Annotated in this window: 21 protein-coding genes and 1 pseudogene; 11 read left to right on the top strand and 11 right to left on the bottom strand. The window is 58.3% G+C overall.

Going from position 1 to position 20438, the window contains the following annotated elements; translation table 11 throughout:
• Positions 1-16 precede the first annotated feature (16 nt).
• Positions 17-865, bottom strand: a complete 849-nt coding sequence (locus ABIB91_RS38580; protein WP_354172197.1) for a hypothetical protein — start codon at positions 863-865, stop codon at positions 17-19.
• A gap of 179 nt (positions 866-1044) precedes the next feature.
• On the bottom strand, positions 1045-1209 hold the full coding sequence (locus tag ABIB91_RS38575) for a hypothetical protein (RefSeq protein ID WP_354172199.1): 165 nt from the start codon (positions 1207-1209) through the stop codon (positions 1045-1047).
• A 3047-nt stretch (positions 1210-4256) separates the two neighbouring features.
• On the opposite strand from ABIB91_RS38575, the gene ABIB91_RS38570 reads away from it, so the two are divergent.
• On the top strand, positions 4257-4424 hold the full coding sequence (locus tag ABIB91_RS38570) for a hypothetical protein (protein ID WP_354172201.1): 168 nt from the start codon (positions 4257-4259) through the stop codon (positions 4422-4424).
• 2104 nt (positions 4425-6528) lie between these two features.
• The gene (locus tag ABIB91_RS38560) at positions 6529-6768 is read left to right on the top strand and encodes a hypothetical protein (RefSeq protein WP_035993372.1); all 240 of its coding nucleotides are present in this window, start codon (positions 6529-6531) and stop codon (positions 6766-6768) included.
• Positions 6769-6924: 156 nt separating this feature from the next.
• On the opposite strand, the gene ABIB91_RS38555 is transcribed toward ABIB91_RS38560, so the two are convergent.
• Positions 6925-7098, bottom strand: coding sequence for a hypothetical protein (locus ABIB91_RS38555; protein ID WP_219684619.1), 174 nt, complete (start codon positions 7096-7098; stop codon positions 6925-6927).
• 528 nt (positions 7099-7626) lie between these two features.
• Here ABIB91_RS38555 and ABIB91_RS38550 point away from each other — a divergent pair.
• Positions 7627-7875, top strand: coding sequence for a PilZ domain-containing protein (locus ABIB91_RS38550; RefSeq protein ID WP_007595438.1), 249 nt, complete (start codon positions 7627-7629; stop codon positions 7873-7875).
• A gap of 450 nt (positions 7876-8325) precedes the next feature.
• Here the strand turns inward: ABIB91_RS38550 and ABIB91_RS38545 are convergent, their stop codons facing one another.
• Positions 8326-8595, bottom strand: a complete 270-nt coding sequence (locus ABIB91_RS38545; RefSeq protein WP_007595436.1) for a hypothetical protein — start codon at positions 8593-8595, stop codon at positions 8326-8328.
• Between the two features lie 292 nt (positions 8596-8887).
• On the opposite strand from ABIB91_RS38545, the gene ABIB91_RS38540 reads away from it, so the two are divergent.
• From ABIB91_RS38540 to ABIB91_RS38530, 3 genes are all read left to right on the top strand, one after another.
• Positions 8888-9079, top strand: a complete 192-nt coding sequence (locus tag ABIB91_RS38540; RefSeq protein WP_007595434.1) for a CsbD family protein — start codon at positions 8888-8890, stop codon at positions 9077-9079.
• A 317-nt stretch (positions 9080-9396) separates the two neighbouring features.
• Positions 9397-9531, top strand: a complete 135-nt coding sequence (locus ABIB91_RS38535) for a hypothetical protein (RefSeq protein WP_007595432.1) — start codon at positions 9397-9399, stop codon at positions 9529-9531.
• 271 nt (positions 9532-9802) lie between these two features.
• Positions 9803-10015, top strand: coding sequence for a hypothetical protein (locus ABIB91_RS38530; RefSeq protein WP_007595430.1), 213 nt, complete (start codon positions 9803-9805; stop codon positions 10013-10015).
• A gap of 181 nt (positions 10016-10196) precedes the next feature.
• On the opposite strand, the gene ABIB91_RS38525 is transcribed toward ABIB91_RS38530, so the two are convergent.
• The 3 genes and pseudogenes from ABIB91_RS38525 to ABIB91_RS38515 form a co-directional block, all read right to left on the bottom strand.
• Positions 10197-10373 carry a hypothetical protein gene (locus tag ABIB91_RS38525; RefSeq protein ID WP_007595429.1) on the bottom strand — a complete coding sequence of 59 codons (177 nt, stop codon included), beginning with the start codon at positions 10371-10373 and terminating at the stop codon, positions 10197-10199.
• Between the two features lie 197 nt (positions 10374-10570).
• Positions 10571-10660 (bottom strand): annotated as a pseudogene (locus ABIB91_RS38520) (SOS response-associated peptidase); the annotation flags it as partial.
• Between the two features lie 29 nt (positions 10661-10689).
• The gene (locus ABIB91_RS38515) at positions 10690-10899 is read right to left on the bottom strand and encodes a hypothetical protein (protein ID WP_007595423.1); all 210 of its coding nucleotides are present in this window, start codon (positions 10897-10899) and stop codon (positions 10690-10692) included.
• A gap of 907 nt (positions 10900-11806) precedes the next feature.
• Between ABIB91_RS38515 and ABIB91_RS38510 the strand changes: the two genes are divergently transcribed.
• The 3 genes from ABIB91_RS38510 (at position 11807) to ABIB91_RS38500 (ending at position 15335) form a co-directional block, all read left to right on the top strand.
• Complete coding sequence (locus ABIB91_RS38510; RefSeq protein ID WP_219684620.1) at positions 11807-12712, top strand: hypothetical protein; 906 nt, start codon at positions 11807-11809, stop codon at positions 12710-12712.
• A gap of 869 nt (positions 12713-13581) precedes the next feature.
• On the top strand, positions 13582-14028 hold the full coding sequence (locus tag ABIB91_RS38505; protein ID WP_354172206.1) for a hypothetical protein: 447 nt from the start codon (positions 13582-13584) through the stop codon (positions 14026-14028).
• A 1070-nt stretch (positions 14029-15098) separates the two neighbouring features.
• Positions 15099-15335, top strand: coding sequence for a hypothetical protein (locus ABIB91_RS38500; protein ID WP_219684622.1), 237 nt, complete (start codon positions 15099-15101; stop codon positions 15333-15335).
• A gap of 85 nt (positions 15336-15420) precedes the next feature.
• On the opposite strand, the gene ABIB91_RS38495 is transcribed toward ABIB91_RS38500, so the two are convergent.
• The 3 genes from ABIB91_RS38495 to ABIB91_RS38485 all read right to left on the bottom strand — a co-directional run bounded on the left by ABIB91_RS38495 (position 15421) and on the right by ABIB91_RS38485 (position 16922).
• Positions 15421-15603 (bottom strand): hypothetical protein, encoded by a 183-nt coding sequence (locus ABIB91_RS38495; protein WP_198288338.1) that lies wholly within the window; start codon positions 15601-15603, stop codon positions 15421-15423.
• A gap of 134 nt (positions 15604-15737) precedes the next feature.
• Positions 15738-16501 (bottom strand): IS5 family transposase gene (locus tag ABIB91_RS38490; RefSeq protein ID WP_354172209.1). Its coding sequence is split into 2 segments (ribosomal slippage): positions 15738-15956 and positions 15959-16501, totalling 762 coding nucleotides; the frame shifts between segments, so codons are not numbered across the junction.
• A gap of 220 nt (positions 16502-16721) precedes the next feature.
• Positions 16722-16922 carry a DUF6494 family protein gene (locus ABIB91_RS38485; protein ID WP_354172211.1) on the bottom strand — a complete coding sequence of 67 codons (201 nt, stop codon included), beginning with the start codon at positions 16920-16922 and terminating at the stop codon, positions 16722-16724.
• Between the two features lie 226 nt (positions 16923-17148).
• On the opposite strand from ABIB91_RS38485, the gene ABIB91_RS38480 reads away from it, so the two are divergent.
• Together ABIB91_RS38480 and ABIB91_RS38475 are read left to right on the top strand one after the other, a co-directional pair.
• A complete protein-coding gene (locus ABIB91_RS38480) occupies positions 17149-18066 on the top strand; it encodes an alpha/beta fold hydrolase (protein ID WP_354172213.1) in 918 nt (305 codons plus the stop codon).
• A 314-nt stretch (positions 18067-18380) separates the two neighbouring features.
• Positions 18381-19844 carry an adenylate/guanylate cyclase domain-containing protein gene (locus ABIB91_RS38475; protein WP_354172215.1) on the top strand — a complete coding sequence of 488 codons (1464 nt, stop codon included), beginning with the start codon at positions 18381-18383 and terminating at the stop codon, positions 19842-19844.
• A 172-nt stretch (positions 19845-20016) separates the two neighbouring features.
• Here ABIB91_RS38475 and ABIB91_RS38470 read toward each other — a convergent pair whose 3' ends face one another.
• Positions 20017-20436, bottom strand: a complete 420-nt coding sequence (locus ABIB91_RS38470) for a nuclear transport factor 2 family protein (RefSeq protein ID WP_354172217.1) — start codon at positions 20434-20436, stop codon at positions 20017-20019.
• Positions 20437-20438 lie beyond the last annotated feature (2 nt).

Here is a 20438-nt window from a genome sequence, read left to right as displayed (position 1 = left end):
GGCCGGCGGGATGCACTTAGAAGGACGTGGACCTGAGCTCCGATTTGCGATCGGGGGTGCGATTTCGCCGCTTGATGGCAGCAGCCATCAGGCTGCAGACAGTTTGTTCGGTGATGTGAAGACAGCTCTGCAGGAATTGCAAGACGAAATGTCCGGCGGGCGTATTGACCTCGCCCTTATACTCCAAACCCCGGTAGGGATTGTGGGCGAAGGTGCCGCCGTAGCGCTCGACCAGCTCGCCGAGTGAAATTACGACGTGCAGCAGCATGGGCCGCGGGAGCGGGCCACCGGACTTTTTGCCGGTTTCGAGCGCTGTACGGGTCGCAAGCTCGAGTCGTTGCGCGATCCGCACGGTATCAGCGAACTGTCGCACCTCATAGTCCCACGTGTTGGGCAGGTACCGAAAGATCCTGCTCTGTGAAGGCTCGTTCAGCATCGTAAGATCTTCGGCGAGACGATCGGCTGCATCGGCAACCATGAGGAGCTCAGCGTTGCCGGCCCGCCTGGCGCTGCCGACAAGCGCTCGTAGTCGACTTGGAAAAGAGTAGGCCACGCTCAGGCGACCTGCGGGTTCGGTCGGCGGATTCCCAGCGAGCCAATCGAATTCAACGTGCTGCGCGCAGGTGAGAAACTGGCGGACGGAGCGAGCGGTATCATCCAGCGCGGCGTTAATTTGGGCTTGGCTTGGTTGCTTAGCTCGCCACCGCCTGTCATCCTTCAGGACGAGTTCTCGAAGCCAATCGAGCTCCTTGCGAATATCGGCCTCATGGCCGTCGTGGACACGGCCAGGGAATATCCGCATCAAAGTGCCAAATAAGTCGTCGCTGTGCAGAAAACCGTCGGAGGCGCTGCCCGGCCCGTGCATTTTTCCGTAACCGTTTAGTCGGACCAGCCCGGACCAACCCCATCTTGGATCAGCGCGCCTCCGCATTACCCCCGCCCTGCATCAGGTGAAAGCTCTCAGGTTCAGAATACAAGATTCCGCGAGAATCGTGCTTAGGCAAGGCCGGACAAACACGGTGGTGCACGACGAATTCCCGCACGTCACTTTTTCAGGAGCAACCCCATCTCTCGCGCCATGTGCTTTACTGAGCCGACATGCCGGCGAAGAGCTGCGGCAATTTCCGCCGCGCCGTACCGCCGGCGGATCATCGCCGAAAGCTTCTTGCGTTCGAGGTCGCTCCATTCCTTTGGCTTCGAGATTTTCATGGCGTGATCTTCGGGCCGGTCCGAGGCGGGCGACATTGGGAAATTTACGGGTGCCATCCTGAGTTGTGTCCAAAGACCGAGGAGAAAGTGGGATGCAAGCGTTGCGGACGCTTGCTGGGCTTCGTGTATGCTTATCCGCGCACGACCTATGCGAGCCAAGCCAAACGTTGCGGGCCTTCGCGGCCGCGGCGGCCGCAGCGAACCTACACGGGGTGGCGCATTTCTGGACCGCTCCCAGCTCCAGGTTTTTGCCGTCGACGGCAAACAACAGGCTCAGGGACAAGTTCGACCGACTCGCGGGCGGCGCGACACCGACGCGTGCAGTCGGCCCGCCATGAAGATGAGCGTGAACGGATCGAGATGGCGACCAGCACACCTGCGATTTGATTGCATCGGCGAAGCCCAAGTGCAGCGGGTTAGTCTTCACACCCTTTCAGGAGGGGCGGCGGCGAGTTTAATCGCCAGGACCTACGACCAACCCGCCCCTAGCGCGAACACACGTCCGTAATGCGGAAGGTCTGCAATCGACCCGTAGACCGCCAGGCGTGCGAACCAGCCAGCGCGTGGGCTCGGCGACAGCGCTGATCATCGAAGGCTCAAAGCTCTCCTGCACATCGGGGATGTTGTATGTTCTTACCTGCCAGTGCTTCTGCCGACCGCACCGGCGGTCCCGGTGCTTCGATACCAACCCCTCCAACCCCATGCGGCAGGCCGCCCGATATAGGTCAGGCCCGAGCCCGCCGCTCGACTAGCGCGCCCGAGCAGAGAGATCGCTCGCCGCGCCGATTAAATATTAACTAATAAAATGAAATTAAACAAATTAAATAATGGACGAGATTTAAATTTGGATTAAGATGCGAATGCTTGGCGCCGGACGCACGCGTCAAGGACCTCCTTGGAAGCGGCCCCATCATCTTGCCCCTGCTCACGCCGTCCAAAGGATGTAGGGGCCGCTTCTTTGGCAAATTGGGAGGGGAATCATGCAGTTCCTGTCATTGGGTGATTTGTTTTTCATCTCCGCGGCAACGGGTACGCTCCTATTGGTCGAGGTCGGAGTTTTGATCATTGTGGGCGTGATCTGAGCCGGACGCCTTCCGGTCAATGCTCCCATCGTCGCGGCCGTGCGCCTGGTGCGTGCCTCGAGTGGGCGGACAACCATCGACGTCATGCCTGCGGTCGCGAATGATAACGCAGGCACCTGGCCTCTACTACCGTTTCCGGATCGCTGGTACGCCACCTGTTGATCTGTGATGCGGCTCGGTCCTGCGGTGCTTAGCACGTCGCAGGCACGAGCGTTTTTCCAAATTCGGTCATTGCTCGGCTGCCGCTTGCTGTCGTTGGTGGTGAAGGCCTGTGCCTGACGTGTATGCCACCAAGGCTAAGTTGTATGCTTGCCAAAGCGTATGCCGGTCGAGATCCGGGAAACACTTCAACACGAGTGGTTCAACGTCAGCGGCTTGATATGCATCCAGGCATTGAAGAATGACGCAGCTGACGTCGGCGATGCTGTGGTGTTGCATTTTCATTGCTCCCGGTTATGGACATCAGCTGGTTCGGGGCCGCGGTCTCTTGGTCTGTTGCCAGGACGACAGGTGCAGCCACAAGCTGAAGCGACCGCCAGCAGACATTGATCGATGGCCCGATCACCGTAGGCGGGGCGCCTCGCTCGCGCGCAGGGTTTGCGGCAAGCGCGACGCCCTTGTCAGAGGCGGTCGCGACCCGACGATGATGCGCGGACATTGAGCTCTGATGAACCGCCCGGTCCATTAGTTTGGTGGAGTTGTTGGAGTCGCCTGTCGAGTTCTTGTTTTTTGGCAACGATCCTCGCGGCGAGAATCTGATCGACATCCGTGTAGAGAGCCCACAACTCATCGAGGGACATCTGCTCAAATTGCGGTTGGTAATCACGAATGTCCACAGTCCGGCCCCCGGCTGGGGCGGGTAGCAGCGAAGTCAGTCTTGAAAGCCCGGACCCTTACGCTGATCAGATGATCGCGTTGCTGGCCGGGCCGACCGCGCTGCCCTCATAAACCGCCTTCCCAGCTCTAGTTTCGCGTGTCGCACCGACGATTCTGCGCTCGGCCTTGGCTACTCGGTCTCTAAGGGTCTCAAGTTCGGATACTTGAGACGCGAGTGCCTCACAATGTTGGTGCAGAGCGAAATGACAACCATCCAGTCGCGCACGAGCGTCCATTGCACGCCCCTCTATGGTACTGCCCCAGAAGACGTGGCCCGCAATTGGGACCACCGCGAGACTAGTCAAATTGACCCATCAGGTCTGTTCGCTTTCGCACATTCGCTGTATGCTTTCCCTCCGCGGATCGCCGCGCGTCGAGTTGCTGCGAGGGGCAAGCAAGATATTGCTGCTGGCCTGCCGCTCGGGCCTCACGGTTTTCGAATTCGCAAAATGGACGACTTCCAGGCGACTGCCGCCGCAGACAAGGCCGGGCCTTGGATCTCGCGATCGCACAAAACACCGCCAGCCCGTCTACGGCCCCGGCACCGCCGCGATCTGCGCGCGTTAGCTTGGATCAGCCGGATGTAGTATCCCGCGCCAAGGAAAATCGGCAGATCGCGCGTTTCGGCCGATGACGACGATATCTCTGCTTGGCCTTGGCTACCTAATCTCGAAAGGTCCCGCGGTTCGACAGCTGGAAGCGAGCGCCGCGAAACGCTGGCGCGGGGAAGCGGAGGAGCGTGGATCTCAACACGGGGCTGTCTCCGGCGCGGGATATCGGCTCGCGCGGCTCTTTGCCATCGGGCGGTTGATCGTTTCGCAGGAGGTTAGTTTCAGGGCATCTGCTGAGCATTGCGAATACCGGCCGATCTGCGCGGCTTTCATGCGGTGGTTCTCCCTCTTTCTGGTAGCAGTACTTCGATTGCGTAAGGCGCGAGCCGGATGTCGGTCTCGCTCTCCGGCTGGTGATCCACGGGGTTTCTTCTCTCTTGAGAGAGCAAACTTGGCCGCTAGGCGTCTGAACAATGAACGCTTTGCGACTTGCATAGCTGCGGGAAGGCAGCCTTCGCCTCGTTAGTGCAAAAACAACATGCATTCCTTTGTCTTGCTGCTCGACCCACCAGTCTGCCTCGCCCTGACGAGCGATGCGGGAAGACTCAGCCCTCAGCCGCTCTATTTCGAGCCGGAGCAGCGCTTAGGAATAGACAAGTGCGCGATTTTGGTCTTCTTCACGAAAATCCAATTAAATGGCAAGTGACGTCCGGCGATTCAGGAGCGCATCGCGTCGATAGCGTGGGCGATTAAAATGCCCACGCTCAAAATAACTAGAAAAATGAGCAACCAGGTACTCACGTCCACCTCCTGTCTTGGAAGTGAACCTTCCTGTTTATGCACAGTCAAAGGCATCACGTAGGGAACCGCAATTTCAGCGGCCGCTGAGGATTCATTGCCACACGGCGGGCTATCGTCGGAACGCCAGGAAAAGGAGTGTGCCGACGATGGCGGTCGCGAGAAGTGGAAACCAAATGTCCGGCACTTCAGGGACTCCGACTCACTGCGTCGGATTAAATGCGAGCTGCGCTCTTAATTCTTCTGGTTTTCACTATTCTCCACAGCTCGAACAGAAGGCCGCAACTCGCAACGAACATTTGCGGTATTATGTTCGTGGTTTGGCATCGTCAGTATTCGGAGCTTTTCGATCTCGCGTGTTCGTATAGCTAGCCGGCCTCACGTGCAGATCCATTTCTGGTCAGCAGTTTCAGGTTTAACGCATCTCGGTAGCATCAAGCGTAACGAGTGACATTCGTTGCCAACTTGCCGAGACGGAATATCGTCGCGTCGATCGGGCATTTTTGTTCCCGAACCACCAGTTAGCGGGAGTTGCCTGAAAACGGGTTCGATTTCCATGATTCGATGTTCGTCTTATGGAAATTCGAACTATCGTGCACCAGCCGCGCAGTTCTCCTATCCCAGCGCGCGAGCGATATCGTCGGGTCGATTTCCTGCGGCGGCCAGAGCGATCAGCCGCTGATGATCTTCCGGCGTCCACCTTCTCACCAGTGGGTAGCGTGACTGTTCCCTCGCGCCAGCGGCCCCCAGCCTGTTGCACGCCTATGCCTGCCTATACAGTTCGCAGATTCGCGCCCAACAAGCGAGGTGGGCTGCTGGTCGGCGATCGGCCAGAATGAAAGTGCTGCTGCTGGTCGCGGAGCGAGGCGCGCCGGTGATGTTCGCCCGGCTAGGGTCATGTGCCTGTGAGGGGAAAGCGCCCTGGAGCGCAGGGGGGGCTTCAGGAGCGCCCCAGGGCCGCCCACTCCATGCCGGCGACGGCGTAAGGCCGGCATGATCGCCTACGGCGTTGCCCAAGGCACCGCCTATCGAAATGCCACTGCCTTAATCGTCATGATGGTGGTGATGGTGGTGATGCTCATGCGAGCTGCCCCCGCCAGACCGCGCAATGGCGTTAGACGTCAGCGATGTTGATAGCAGGAGCGTCATCGCTGGAGGCGTCACGACGGCAAACCTACCGCAGGTCTTTAAGAACTCGCGGCGATCCTCGTCTTCTGTGGCGCTTGGCATGCTGAGCTCCGGTTGGTGGCGTGCGGATATTAAGCCGAACGAAATTTAAAGCAATTAAACAAATTAAGTTCCTTTTATTATTTAAAGGCCGCGAGCCGGCCTCAGGTCAGGTGGGTGTGTCCGCTACCGGACAGACCGGCCGTTGGTTGTATGTTGCCGCCCGACGTCAAGAACTCGCGATTGAATACAAGGCCCTTGCTAAATCATCCGCTATTTCCACCGAACGAGCAATTTGGTTGAAGAGCGTCGCAAGGACCCTCACCGGATTAGCTAATCAATTGGACCGGCTTGCCTCTCTGACGAGAGACGAAGGCGTCACGTACGAGCCGCCGATGATCGCCCCGGGGCCGAGCCGGAAGACGGCCAACGTCTTTAGGATGTCCGCGTCGGCGACGATGCAGCCGAAAGCCACGCCTTCGAGCGCGCCAAGAAGATCGTCAGGAGCGATGGTGCACATTGGGAGACGCAAGACCTCAGACAAGAATTCGCAAGACAGCTCGGCAAAGCAGCAGATGGGGAGTGTCCACGTTGCGCTCAACATGGAACAGCCCGGGCAGTGCATCCGAAATTCAATACCTCCTATTGTTCGCCCTACGCTCAGTTCCAGAATTAACTTGCAACACGAACATCAAGCTTAATTCCAGACCGTGATTGCTGCCGCGCGCTAGAGGACTAGGTTTGCGCACAGGGACATTGTCCTTGTCCGCTCCACCCCAGCGAAGTCGCCGCACCATTATATTCGGTGCAGCGACTTCGACGCTGGACAGTCGCGCGAGCTTCACTTGAGAGAGCAGCCGGACCACGAAACGCTTGATCTCATCGAGATGCGTCGTCGACTTACGGCGCTCCGGTCGAAACACTCGGACAATCTTTTAATTACTTCGCTGTTGAACCGCTTTTTCGTGAAAGTCGCATTTCTGCTGAAGCCAACAGACCTGGCGCACGAGCAATATCTCAAATCCGAATTCGAACGAACGTTGACAAAGGTCAAAGAGATTGCTGCACGGACGAAATCTGACTGAAGGCCGCACCAACGCGTGGCTCTGGACCCGATTGGCCGGGTATCCGCCACTTCTCTATCGGATCAGCCAGTAGCGGTTGTCGGCTTTGGGCACCGGTGTCTGAACAATAATCCCCGCATTCGTCTTCGTCCTCCCTTAAAAAATCGGGTGCTGCTGCTATTCCCGGGGCTTGTCGGCAATCTCTCGCACAGCCAAGCTCAGCTCCAGCTCTCTGAGCTGCTCAATCAGAAGTTCTACGATCTGGTCGTAGTCAGACGCCGTCAGCGAATGCACGCCTCGCAAGGCCAGTTGGTTCTGGAGGATCATCGCCATCATGGCTTTAACGCTCATGGGCCCTCTCGTCGGGAAACAAGATCGTCATAAAAACAATCAGAAGTAGACGTCAAAGCTTTCGGATGCGCAACGTCCGTAAGAGTACGGACAACGTAAGGCGGCAAATCCCTTTGGCGCCGCACAAACGGTAGAATGTGTCGCGTGTGCGCCTTCAGACTAATCCGTTGGCAAAGGAGGCGTCGGGCTGCTGGGACTCCACCGGATCAAGTGTAACGTTTTCGCAGGTAAGGCCAGGTAGGATGGAGCTTTACTCGCCGACAGGCCAGCCACGAGATTGCTAATGACTTCGGATTGCAATGATGAACTAGCGGCTATCGCTCGAGCAATCGCAACCAAGCAGCTTTATATCGAAAGTCAAACCATCTTGATCCAGGTGCTCGAGCGTGACGGACACGACATGCTTGAGCAAAGAAAAGCTCTCGGTAAGGAACGATCAGACCTAGCAACACAGATCGCGCGACAATTTAAGCTGCTAGAGACAAGGTGCACATCGGGCGCAGATGATCTCGTTGCGGCTATAATGAAATGATAGAACGTCGAAAGCTGGAGCGCATCGATGTGGACGAGGTCGCCTACATTTCAGGCGACGGCGCCAGCTTACGCTGCCGCGTGGTCAACATGTCGGAAGAAGGGGCATCAGTTGAGCTTCCGTCGAAGCGGCACGTGGCCTCCACATTCAAACTAATGCTCGAGACAGATCGCATCATCCGAAGTTGCCGCCTAGTCTGGTCGAGTGGAAATCTTATCGGGGTCTCGTTCGAGGATGATCTTTAGGCGGAGAAGAGTCAGTTAGCTCTGCCCTACAATGGAATTCGCGGTTGTTTCGCTGGCATGGATGGGCGATGTCAAACAATAGACCGGAAAATCCGTTCGTGGTCCCCCGAGGAAGAAGCGCAACTTCTTGCGCTATTCGACAGTGGCATGACTGCACGCGGGATCGGCCAGTGGCTAGGCCGCACTCGCCTTGCGGTTTACAGTCGATTGCAACGCTTCCATAAGCAGCAGGGTCGAGTAAGCCGCACTAGCGGACGTGTCTTCGCACAGCGGGCCGGTTAGTCATCCAAATGCCGCATGGATGTGATGTAGAGGCAACCGCCAACCAATTTGTCGAGCCCTCTGCGGGAGGCGAATACACGATCTGAAATAGCGCGGCATCTGCAAACAAAAAGGTCGCGCCCACCGGGCGCGATCTTTCTCGAAGTTCGCCAGAATTCGATCAGGAATTCATTGCTTCTCTTTGATAACGGTCGTGCTGCTGGTGCTGCTACCAACGGTGCCTTCGTCGCAGACTTTGGTCTGCTTGATGCGGTCTTCAGCTTCGACGCGGCTCTTAAAGGCCATCGGACCGATCTGCGTCACGACTTCCTTGTCCGCCGGGCGCGTGGTGGTAATCGTACAGTTGTGGCTAGGTCCTTGCACGACGTAGAACTCGTCAGCAAGTGCTGGAGCAGCCCATCCGACGATGAGCGCGCCAGCAAGAAGGGATGCTTTCATTGTCACCTCTCTGTTGAAGTACTGCCCAATAGAGGACGAACGGATAAACAGAAATCCACCGTGCTACTGGGCGCATGGTTAGATTACCGCTTCTCCGGTTCTGTAACTCACCCGAGATTTCGAGGTTCCACGAGTTCTGGTGCAAACACAGGTCAGCACCAGGTCGAATTTAGATTTGGAGCGCACACGGGTGCCTGATGCGAAATTCCAAGGTGAACAGGGCTACTCGGAACGCTGAACTTGCTCGCGCGTTGTGCGTCATCGAAAGACCTAAAGATTGAAGGAGCGCGTTATGGATCGCGAGCACGTGAAAGGCGTCGCCGATAAGGCCAAGGGCACGATTAAGGAAGGTGCTGGCAAGCTGAGTGGCGACAAGGACCTCCAAAGACAAGGTAGGGCCGACAAGGCCAAGGGCGCCGTGCACAACGCCGCCGGTGACGTTAAGGATGCCGCGCGGGATGCAGCAGACGCCATGAAGAAGTGACTTCCCTTATGTGGGGACTAACACTCGCCGCTTCTTCTGGGCGACGGTTTTGTTTGCGCTATCGAGGAACCGCGCGCCTCTGTGCAGCGGCTTTATCTTCCTTTCCTACCTCTCGCATCACGACCTTGAGCACATGAGCAACGGCTCTTGCAGCGCCTTCGCCTCGTCCATGGGGCGGCGCACCTAACGCCGGTTAAGGGATTGGTTACCGGTCACTGTCACCATTTACATACAGTCGCATTATGCGGCAGCGCATTCTGAGAGCAGTCTATTACTTCGACACGCCCGGTTGGCGGTCTCTTTCAGGAGACGCCCCAATGCTTAAGGGCTTCACGGTCTTCGTTGTTGCGCTGATCAGTACAGCGCAAGTGGATCAATACCTAACCCACGGTCGGTACACCGACGCGGCCATGGCTATGCTGCGGCAGATCGGTCGCGCGTTTGGATTTTAAATAGTTCTTTTGCGACGGAGACCCGTCATGGACGGCATCTCATGTGCCGATCTCCAAAGGGATGAACAACGCGCAATTGCGATATTGGGAGCCGGTCTTCCATTGAATGTGCAGCCCCCTTGCTCTCCTGGCGTTAGGTCGACTTGGGTCTGATCATAGGGTCTCATTTGACGGCTGCTGCACACAATTTGCGAAGAGATGCCGTTTTGAAGTTTTGAAGCGTGTTGCTGGGTAAGCGGTTCGGCGCCGGTCGATCACGACAGGGGGTGGGATGCCAAACGCAATCGAGCTGATTGTGGACGGTTACGTTCGCTTGAACAATCGGAGGGCTCTGGATGATCTCCGCACGCAGCGCCGGAAACTGGCCGTGGACCTAAAGGCACGTACAGGTTTTGATTTCCGGACGACCGTCCAGCAGATCGAGGAGGATATCGCCGTGATCGAGGCTGGGCTGGCGCGGTTGGATGGCGCGGCGGCGAGCTAAGCTGCCAAAGCAGTTCGCGGTTCAAGCCGCCCGATTAGCTTCTTTCTCGGTCCCGCGCATAACGATCTTGAGCACATCATCCGGCAACGGGTCATTGCAGCGCCTTCGCCTACTCCCATGTCGGCGTGGCATCCAGCCATCTGCTACAGGTCAACATCGTCTCGACGCGTTTTACTGGTGCTTAGTAAGGCAATAGTTCGGACGCTTTTGTCCCGGCCAGGCTGTGGAAATTCTTGCAATGACCTATGGCTGTACGGGTGACATGGCGCTCAGCCGAAGGTGTGTAAGACCACAGCATAGTGGTTGCAACAATGAGGAAGGCAACGGCCACGATTGCAGATGAGATCAGACGCTTCATGGGAAACCTCCGGTTTCCGATTGAAGGTTCGTCCGACAGTTCGATTAAAGGTTCAATGGAAAAAGCCAAAATCTCGGCCCGTTCATGGAGTTCCGTTTGAGACGTAAGGGCGGCCCCCCGTGCTAGGCGGCATGCCCACCCGCAATCGTGACTATCTCGCACCCTGCACCTTCGAAAAGCCCGATCCGAATGGTTCGGAAACACCCCGGCATCGGTGCGAAGTTGCCGACATAGCGGTTGACGACGCGGAACAGCGCGATAATGGCGGCTTGGTTGCTGGTGATCAAACGCGCAAACGAGAACACCCGCTCGCCACCTACTCGACGTCGATCATTCGCTCCTTGGTGATCCGCAGGCTGCGGACGTAATAGCCTTGTGCCTGAACGGCTGACTTGATTTCGTCGCTGACCTTGAGAACTCGTTTCCTGCTCTTCCGCCACTTATGTGCAGAGTAAAGCACGGGCACGGGAGAGCCTGAACTTAGAACGAGCAAGAAGCGCCTGTCATTGCGATAGACATCATACATTTCGCCCCCGCGATCATGTTGAAGTAAGCATGTCTGGTCGTCTCCACAGCTTAGTATCGCGAATGGCTGCGCGGGTTGTAAATCTGCAACGTCCGGGATTTCTTCAGCAACGTTCCAGATTGGGAACGAACTTGGTGCAAGCTCGGCAGCTTCCGCGTAGGCGGTTCATGAGCGCGAGCGCAATCCAGCCTCCTCGGTAGCATCAAGCTTAACGAGTGACATTCGTTGCCAACTTGCCGAGACGGAATATCGTCGCGTCGATCGGGCATTTTTGTTCCCGAACCATCAGTTAGCGGGGGTTGCCTGAAAACGGGTTCGATTTCCATGATTCGATATTCGTCGTATGGAAGTTCGAACTATCGTGCACCAGCCGCGCAGTTCTCCTATCGCGCCCGCTGGAAGCCGAGTACCGTCAGCTCATCGAGTTACGAAAGCGGGTCAGACAGGCCGAAGCCGCGGCCTCAAAGCGGTTTACGATCGCGACAAGGAAAAGAACTCGCCGCAACGAAGATGAGTCCGCTGGCAGGCATCTGCTCGATGCGCGCGGCGGAGTTCGTGGCGTGCAGCGCCAGGGTTGTAACCACTAAAGTCAGGTCGTCGAGAGTGGTCGAGATGCCTTGGTGGCGGGCTTGGGGGAGAAGCGTGCAGTCGGGGGGACTACGACCGTTTTGAATGGGCCCGCGAACCGCGAGGGCCAGCTCCGTCGGATGGCCGGGCGATGCGCCGCCGTCCGTCTTTCCCGAAGATCCTCGACGGATTAGAGGCCTGTGCGCTGTCGCCGAAAATCCGCCCTCCGGTTTTCATCTTGTGGCCTTGCTTTGGTCAAACCGGCGTTGGGGAGTGTGGACTTGCCCGATTTAATGCCCGGCCTCGGTCCGGATGACATCGGGTGCGATGGGGAACGCCGATGCATTCGCCGATTAGACCGATATATCCCGGCTCACAAATTCATAGTCCCGCGCTCTCACCGGAAGACGTCGAGCTTGTTGCGCGCGCGGATGAACGGCTCGTCCACGCCTATGATCAGATCGCACGTGCAGATGAACAGCTGGCGCGTGTCAATGAACAGCTTGCCAAGCTAGATCAGGATGGCACGCGCCATCCTTCTCAGCCGAAGAATTCCGCGAAATGGTTTCGACCACCTGACCGCGGGGCGAGCTCAGCGCGCGGAAGGCCGGCACTGCGCGGCCTGATCGGTCTGCTGTTGGCAAGCGGCATCTGTTTAGCTGCTCTTGCTGCGCAGTCATCTTACGGCGATGCGGTCAGAGCAATGATGTATCGGTGGTCCGCGCATGCCGTTTCACCTTCGTCGTTGCCGCAAGAAAGAGCCGAGATCTCCTCGGCTCTGCCTACCACTCAGACGAGTGCAACCTATGTGGCACTTCAGCAACCGGGGCCGCTGACTACACCGCACGATGCGATCCAGGCAGCCGCTGGCCCCAGTTCGCCGGAGCTAGCGCTCCAGGGATTGTCGGGCGACCTTACGAACCCGCAGCAAGCGATCGAGCAGCTCAAGGCCAGCCAAGATCAAATCGTCCGCGACCTTGGCCAGCTCTCCGACCAGCTTACGGCGGTCCAGGCACAAATGGTGCGAGACAGAGCGGATGCCGGCGAACAGCTCAGAATGGTCCAAGAACGATTGGCCGGCATCACCACTAACGCTTCCGAGCAGATCCTACGCCCCAAGACGCCGGTGCCGTTGCCCAGGCCAGTTGCCGCCACGATCCGCAAACCTGTGCCAACCGTTCGGCGGGCGCAAGACAGGGGGCGGCCACACGCGCCGCTGCAGACCGACCAGGCCGTGCAGGACTAGGGATTAACTGTTTTCCAACGCGTCTGATCGCTGCGAGACCTCGATGCGGAGGGCAGAGGGCGCTGTTGCTTGCTCCGCAGCTGTCGCCATCGCGCGGCTTGCTGCCCATAGTTCACTCGCAACCGGGAGGGAGATAATCGTCCCAATGTGGGGGATGGCGACCGGCGCCTTTTGGCGCTCTCCTTCCCTGTTAGATTGGGGCGGGAGCGCGACTGGCGTTCCCATCACCGGAGCTCTCCGCGGACGCTCAGATGGCACGCTCCTTGCCAATCAGTCGGACCAGTGATTTTCGTTGCGAGGAGACGTCTAGCAATGGGACCAAAAATTCGAATCTTCAAAGGCCCAAAGCCCAATCTGGCACATGTTACCCGCAATCTGATGCAACTACTCGACGCGCTCGAGGATCTTGAGGAGCTGAGAGAGAAGGTCCGGCTAGCAGAAGCAACCCGAGTGTTACATTAAAGCGGCCACCTCCGTCAGACCTGCTGACTAATCTGCCAATGGCACCTTGAATCGGCAATAGTAGCTCGCGCGGTTTTGCGTTTTGCGTGCGACCAATCGAGGGCTCGCGTGCGGTCCAGCACTATGCGGCAGAACCAGCCATGGCGCAGAGGAACCGGGCTCGGGGATCATGGTTAACGGTTTGGCAAAGGAGATCGTCCAATGCCCCATGCCGCCCCTTTGGTGCTCGCCGCCATCGTCGCCAACTCAGCTCTTCTGGTCCTCGCGCCAGGAGGCCCGCAAATTCTGGGTCGGCGGGTGCGGGCACGGGGACAAGCGCGAGCAGCGCCAACGCTGGTCCCTCGGCGCCTGCCGGAATGGGGACGAATGCGGGTAGCGCCGGCGCTGGTCCCTCAGCGCCTGCCGGAATGGGGACGAAAGACACCGCCACCGGCGCAAATCCGAGCACCAACAATCAATTGAACAATCCGAACGTTGAACCCGCCACCCCGACAAAGTCGCGGACGGCCGCACAGGCCGCAAGAAATGCCGGGGTTGGCCACGCGCAAAATGGCCTGCCGATCGGGGCCGTTGGAACGGGTACAAGCAACGAGGACCAGATGATCATCGGCCCCTTACCCGCCCGAAACGCATCAGCCCCGGCAGCACAGGCCAAAGGAAACATCAATGGTGGTCACGCGACAAATGGTCTTCCAGTCGGAACGTTTGGAAAGGGCCCCAGTCTTTCGGACCAGGTGAGCCGGCCGCGCGCCGCGCGAGCTGGCGATAAAGTGCTGGACGCCAAAGCGCAGGTCGAGCGACGAACAACCGTTTCGCCCAAACGCGTTCCCGGCATCACAAAGCGGGGTTTGTAGCTGCGAGCGAAGCGGCGAGCAGACTTGTAACCGAGATCCGGTGGGGCGTGGCAGGTCCCGATGGCTGGCGCCGCAACTCGCCTGCCAGAAGCCGGATAATTGAATCATTAATATCGCGCCATTTAACTCAAGTCACGGTGACCTGATTTGACCCGCGATTGAACCGGTCCTGCCGCGGCGCGCGCCCGCCCAATGGTCGACGCACAAGCGGCTTGGTGCCGTAGACCTGATGCGCCGAGGGCTTTGACGTCGTGGTCCGTTGATCGTGGTCGGATGCCGGCGAATGCGAACAACGGCCGAACCACACGACACCTTGTTCCTGGTCGGCTTGCGCGTCGCCTCTCCAACTCACGTCGGCCCTATCATGGTTCCGTCCGAAGCGCCGCTTAATCGCTTGGACAAACGGAAGCACGAGGGCGAGCGCAATTCTCCCCGCAACCGAAGCAATAATGCGCTGGAATGAGGGTGGCGCAACCGTCTTCCAATCGACCGACCGTCTTATTGATCGGTCCCGGAGACGGAGGGCCCCTCCGACCATCTCGGAGGGGAGCGCCTCCGCGCGGGCACGACAGCCATCACAAAGAGAATGTTGATCAGCAGCCATACCCGAATGAGCAGGATAGTACGCACAAGGAAGCGAGCATAAACCGGAGCCCGTCGCGAGGGAGCCACCTTTGCGCAGCTGGGCGAAAACGGCCCCGACATCCACCTCATTGGGACGCCAACACCGTCGGATCCCAGCGCATCTAGGGACACAATGAATCAGTCGAAGCCTAGTCCGGTGCAAAACTCGCGTCTGTGCGGTTTCAGGCCTTGATGTACCTTTGATGGCACCCTGGCTGGGTGGACCTACGGCGAGGTCGGAATGCCGAGGCCTCGCGCCGTGACCACCAGCCCGTCCATCCAAAGTTGGCCCCACGGGCGACCGTGGCTATGCACCGCACGGTGAATATGCGGCTAACTAACAGTTAGGAGAACCAATATATTGTTTCCTGGTTGAATCATCTGTCATCCCGGAAAGCAACGTTACTGTTTGCGTCGAGGATGAGTTTAGAACCTGAGCCAAGACGATGAAGGACCTCAGGCGACGATTGGAGAAGCTCCGTGCGGACGCCAGAGACTTTGCTCTTATGAGTCAGTCGGCGACGGATGCCGAAAAGCGCGCGCTCTTTCAACGCTTGGCGGATGAACTCGCCTTCGAAGCTCTTGAGCTTGAGGTCATCGTAAAACAACAAGGGCACTCCGATTCCAGCGAGCAGCACGAGGTCGTAGAATTTAAGCCATCCGCTCAGAAGAAGCGCGGCTGATGCGGAAAGAGGCTGGGCGGTCGGCTTGTCTTCCTTTTCCGTCCGCGCCCTGAACGATTTTGAGCATAGCCTCCACCAACGGCCGCTAAGGCACCTTCGCCTCATCCCATTGCGCATGGATCCAGACGTCGCGCGGTTCATCAGCTCGGTCAGCTCGACCCGCGGGGCCGGCCACGTCCCAGGCGGCGTCCTCGCTCAAGCATTTGAGCGCAAGTCGCAGCATCCGGAGCTGCACCTCGCTCAGATCGTGCAAGGTGACGATCGGCATCGCAGCCGCCCAGCAGCTCGGTCTCGGCGAGGTACCAGCGCCCAGCCGGACACCAACCCGTCGCGCGGCATCGACGACAAGGGGAAGAACGAAACCGCACATCGCGATGTTGCATCGGACCGCCTTGGCAAGAACTAAGACGCGGACTCATAAAGACGCAGCCATAGCCTGATCGACGCGAGCTGAACGAAGGCAAGGTAGTTGGGGGCCAGCCTGTCGTACCGCGTCGCCACCCGACGACATTGTTTGATCCGGTTGAAGAACCGCTCAACCCGGTTGCGAGCGCGGTAGAGATATGGGCTGAAGCAGATCGGATCGCTGCGATTGCTCTTCGGCGGGATGTTGGCCCACGCGCGCCCTTCTTCATGGCAAGCTCCCTGATCCAGTCCGCGTCATAGCCACGGTCCGCAAGCAACATTGACCCGGATGTCAGACGAGACAGCAGTTTTCCGGCAAGTCGAACGTCATTGGCCTCACCGGGGCTCAGCGCCAACCGTACCGGCAGACCATTGCTGTCGACCACCGCATGGATTTTGCTCGTCAAACCGCCGCGGGACCTTCCCATCGATTGGCGCTGGTTCCTTGCGATGCAGGCTCCATGCTGATGTACGCGGACAATGGAGGTGTCGATCATCTGGGTAGCGGCATCATGGGCAGTGCCAAGCGCTTCTATGATGCGGCCCCAGACGCCAGCCCGCCGCCACCTGACGAGCCGGTTGTAGCAAGTGGTGTATGGCCCAAACGCCGCCGGCAGATCACGCCAGGGTGCTCCTGATCGAAGGATCCAGAAGATGCCATTCAGGACCCGTCTGTCATTCACCCGGGGGACGCCACGCGGCTTGTTCGGCAGCATCGGCTTGATGGCGGTCCATTCATAGTCAGCGAGTTCGTAGCGCATGATTCGAGCTCCAGTTCGTGAGTTTGAATCACGGCAATCCGGCCAAACGCAACGCTCATGGGCAGACACAGGTACGGCGCTTTTGGACAGGAACGGACATCAACCATCCCGCACTCTGTGCCAAAACTGTCGAAAATGACCCAAAGCAGTCGTTGCTGGAAATCAACAGGATTGAATGCTCCACCAACCGGGCCGCAATGCCGGGGCAACCGGGACATCGTCAGAGTGCGATTGTTTCCTCGACTACATGTTTCAGCGCCGTCCCCTCAGCCGACAGGGTCATTCGCAGTTTGAGCTTGCCATCTTTCACCGCCCCGCTGCGCACTAGGTTCTCAATTTCACGCTGCGATGTAACTCCGACATGCTTCAGAAATTTACGGATAGCCATATTGAAGCGGTCTTCATCGAACTCGGCGGTCATGGCCGTTCTCCCTGGTCGGTCAGGCGATGTCTAACACGAGGCGAGCAAAGACCCAACATCGAGGCCCAACTCGCGTCACCGCCGACTTCCTCCTCAACCTGATTGCCTACAACATCGGCCGGAGCTGAAGACTACACCCGAGGCTGCGCAAGGTCGGCCGTTTGAGGTGGACCGGACACGGCTGGCGCTGTCGCCGACCGCCGCTTGTGACCCATGGCGGAAGTCAGTGACCGGTCAAAAAAATATTCCTTCGAAGGCCGCTGAAGTCATCTTCCATTTGTTCCGTTTTGGCGATTACACTGTTGCACTCGTATGGTACCCAATTTTTTTTGCACGGAGAGATTTCATGACCTTGTCAGACGTCACCCGCCGCAGATTGATCGGCAGTGTCGCGGCCGGAGTAAGCGCGGTCTCGGTAACTTCATCAAGCATCAGCAGCGCACGTGCTCAATCCGCGCAAAAGACGTTTGTTCTTATTGGCGGAGCCTTTTACGGAGCTTGGTGTTGGCATCGCGTCACCGAGAGGCTCGAAAAGCAGGGCCACAAAGTCTATGCGCTTACGCTTACGGGATTGGCAGAACGCTCGCATCTCCTCAGCAGAGACATAAATCTCGACACGCACATCACGGACATCGCAAATCTCGTCGAATGGGAAGACCTCACAGACATTTGCCTCGTTGCCCATTCGTATGCCGGATGTCCCGCATCGGGCGCGCTTGAGCGCGTCGGAAACCGTGTGTCATCTATCGTCTGGGTTGATGCAATAAAGCCTGCCGACGGGGAGTCATTCCGAGACTTGGTCTCCTTCCCGATAGAGGAGGGTGCAATCAGCCGTCCGGCTCCCAAAGCGCTCCCCCCGACGGCCTTTAGCGACCCCAAAGACGTTGCTTGGGTTCTATCGAAGGTAACTCCTCAACCGATTGGCACATGGCTGCAACCTGTGAAGCTCTCCGGCGCACGCGAAAAGGTCGCGAAGAAAACCTACATCCGCTTACCCAAATTCCAGTTAGCGGCCTTGGACAAAGCGGCAGGGGAGTGCAAGTCCGATAATTCTTGGACCGTCCTCGAAAACGCGACGTCTGGCCACTCCGTTATGATCGCCGAGCCGGATTGGTTGACTGACGTGCTGGTGAAAGCAGCGTGAGATTGATCTGATCAGGAACGACTTCCTGGGCTGCCATAATTAAAATTGTAGCCGAGCGATCCGTCTCGCTCGGCTTGCGAGTAGCCAGTGTACGAACGACTTCCACACATGGCCTGTGACCGACCTCAGTTAGAGCGCCGCGAGGGCCGCTTCCGGGAGATGAGCCGACCCGATCATGCAAGCTGCCGGCTGCCTTTGACCCATAAGCGACATGGGCGGATTGAAAATCCTTGCAGTACAATAGGCCGTGCGGCATCGGATGGCTCGCGAGGACCGGGCGAAGCTGATAGATTGCCATCGTCAGGAGCTGATCGATGACATCCATTGACGAGCGTCTTCTCGAAAGCAAGATGACGCAGATCGAGCAGGCCCGCACTTGGAGCCCGCGCGTAATCTCCAAGTTCGAAACGCTGATCCGCAGTGGTGACGAGGTCAGCCTGTACCGTGCCAATCCGCTGGCGTTCGCCCGTGATCGCAGTGTGGCTGAGCCGGAGTCGATCGATCTGTTTCTCCATGCCGCTCGCGCCGGGCTGGTCGACATGCATTGGGACATTCTCTGCCCCCACTCGGGTCTGGTGCTGGAAAGCTTCGGGAGGCTCCATGCGCTCCGGAGCCATTTCGTCTGCGGGCTTTGCGATATCGAGGGTCAGACCGAACTCGACGACTTCATCGAAGTGTCCTTCTCCGTCTCGCCGCAAATTCGGCGCCTCGCCTTGTATGACGTCGACAATCTCTCGATCGAAGATCTGCACTGGAAGCTCAAGTTCGCCAACAGCGGACGGCTGCCCGGCGGACAGACTCGATTTGTCGATGTCTTGCGCGGTTTCGTTCGCGGAATGACTTATCTGCCGTCCGGTCTGACAACGACGCTGCAGACCGATATTGGGCCGGGCGCGGTCTCAGGCGTCAACGTCCAGACCCAGGCGGGCTTTACGCTCCTGGTCGCGCTCGATCCCACTGCCGTGCAGATGCCGAATACTCCGACGATCATTCGTACCACCTATGACGGGCAGCGGTTCACGCCCGCCGTTTCGGCCGTGCCGTCGGGGCCTGTGGTCTTCGAGATCAGCAACACCGGCCCTAAGCGCGGTTCGCTGCTCCTGATCAACTGGCCACCTGAAATCTTGGAAATGCCCGAGAAGCCGACCCTCGAATTCGATCCCTACGTCTCGGGCGGGATGCTGCTGACGCGTCAGACGTTCCGCAAGCTCTTCCGCTCAGAGCGCGTGGATGAGGAGGAGGGCCTCGGCGTTCGGCAGGTGACGTTCCTGTTCACGGACCTGAAGGGTTCGACCGCGCTCTACGAGCGCCTCGGGGATCTTAATGCCTATGCTCTCGTCCGCGAACATTTCGCTCTCCTCGACGCAATTGCCCATCGGCATGCCGGTGCCATCGTGAAGACCATCGGCGACGCCGTCATGGCCGCGTTTTTCCGGCCGGTGGATGCCGTGGAGGCAGCGCTGCACATTCTGCGGGACATCGGAGAGTTCAACTCCAAGCACGGCCAGCCGGCCGTCATTCTCAAAATGGGGGCACATTGCGGACCTTCCATCGCCGTGACCCTCAACGAGAATCTCGACTATTTCGGCCAGACCGTGAATATTGCCGCGCGGGTGCAATCATTCGCCGACGCCGGCGAAATCTGTCTCACTGAAGCACTCTACACCGCGCCCGCTGTTCGCCAGCTGCTGGCGGGCCACCATGTCGAGGAGTTCGAGGCGCCGCTGCGCGGCGTCGAAGGCGAGGCGCGAGTCTACCGGATCACCGGCCGATTGTAGCCTAGGCTCTGCGGCAGTCCGCACTAGCGTAGTGATCGAAATGTATTTCCGACATCTGGCCGCCGCGAGGCGGCTTTTCTTGGACACGGCAAGAGCAAGGAGTCTGTTCGTGGCCCAGAGCTGACCTGCCCTGCGCAGCCGGTCGAGGACCGCTTGTGACCCAAAGCAGCTTTTAAAGCGGCTCGAAAATCATCTGCCAGCCCTTTCGGGTGTCCATGTATTCGCGAACCAGCTTGATCCGCTCGCCGGAAAGGACAAAAGCGAAGCAATAGTCATTCTCGTAGGGCTTGCCTCTAGGAAGAGTGGCTCGCATTCGCTCCTCGACGATCACAGTATCGCCATCGGCATGAATGCCCCGAAACGAGATGTCGACGTTCGAGAACAGATGATGCATTTCCGAGGCAATAAAGTGTGCGATTTGGTCCGGTCCAATCATGTGATCTGTGTGTTTGAGAGCGACCGCCGTGGCATTTCCAGCCGGTGCGATCCATTCGGCATCGGGAGTAAACAGCTCCGCGATCAACTGGGCATCACGGGTTTTAAAAGTCTTCCAGGCATTGATCACGATCTCTTTAGGATTCGTGCTGTTCATTT

The organism is Bradyrhizobium sp. JR4.3 (assembly GCF_040547695.1).
GTDB classification, from domain to species: Bacteria; Pseudomonadota; Alphaproteobacteria; order Rhizobiales; family Xanthobacteraceae; genus Bradyrhizobium; species Bradyrhizobium canariense.
The sequence above is the reverse complement of the archived record's forward strand: the minus strand, read 5'-3'. Positions and strand labels throughout refer to the sequence as shown.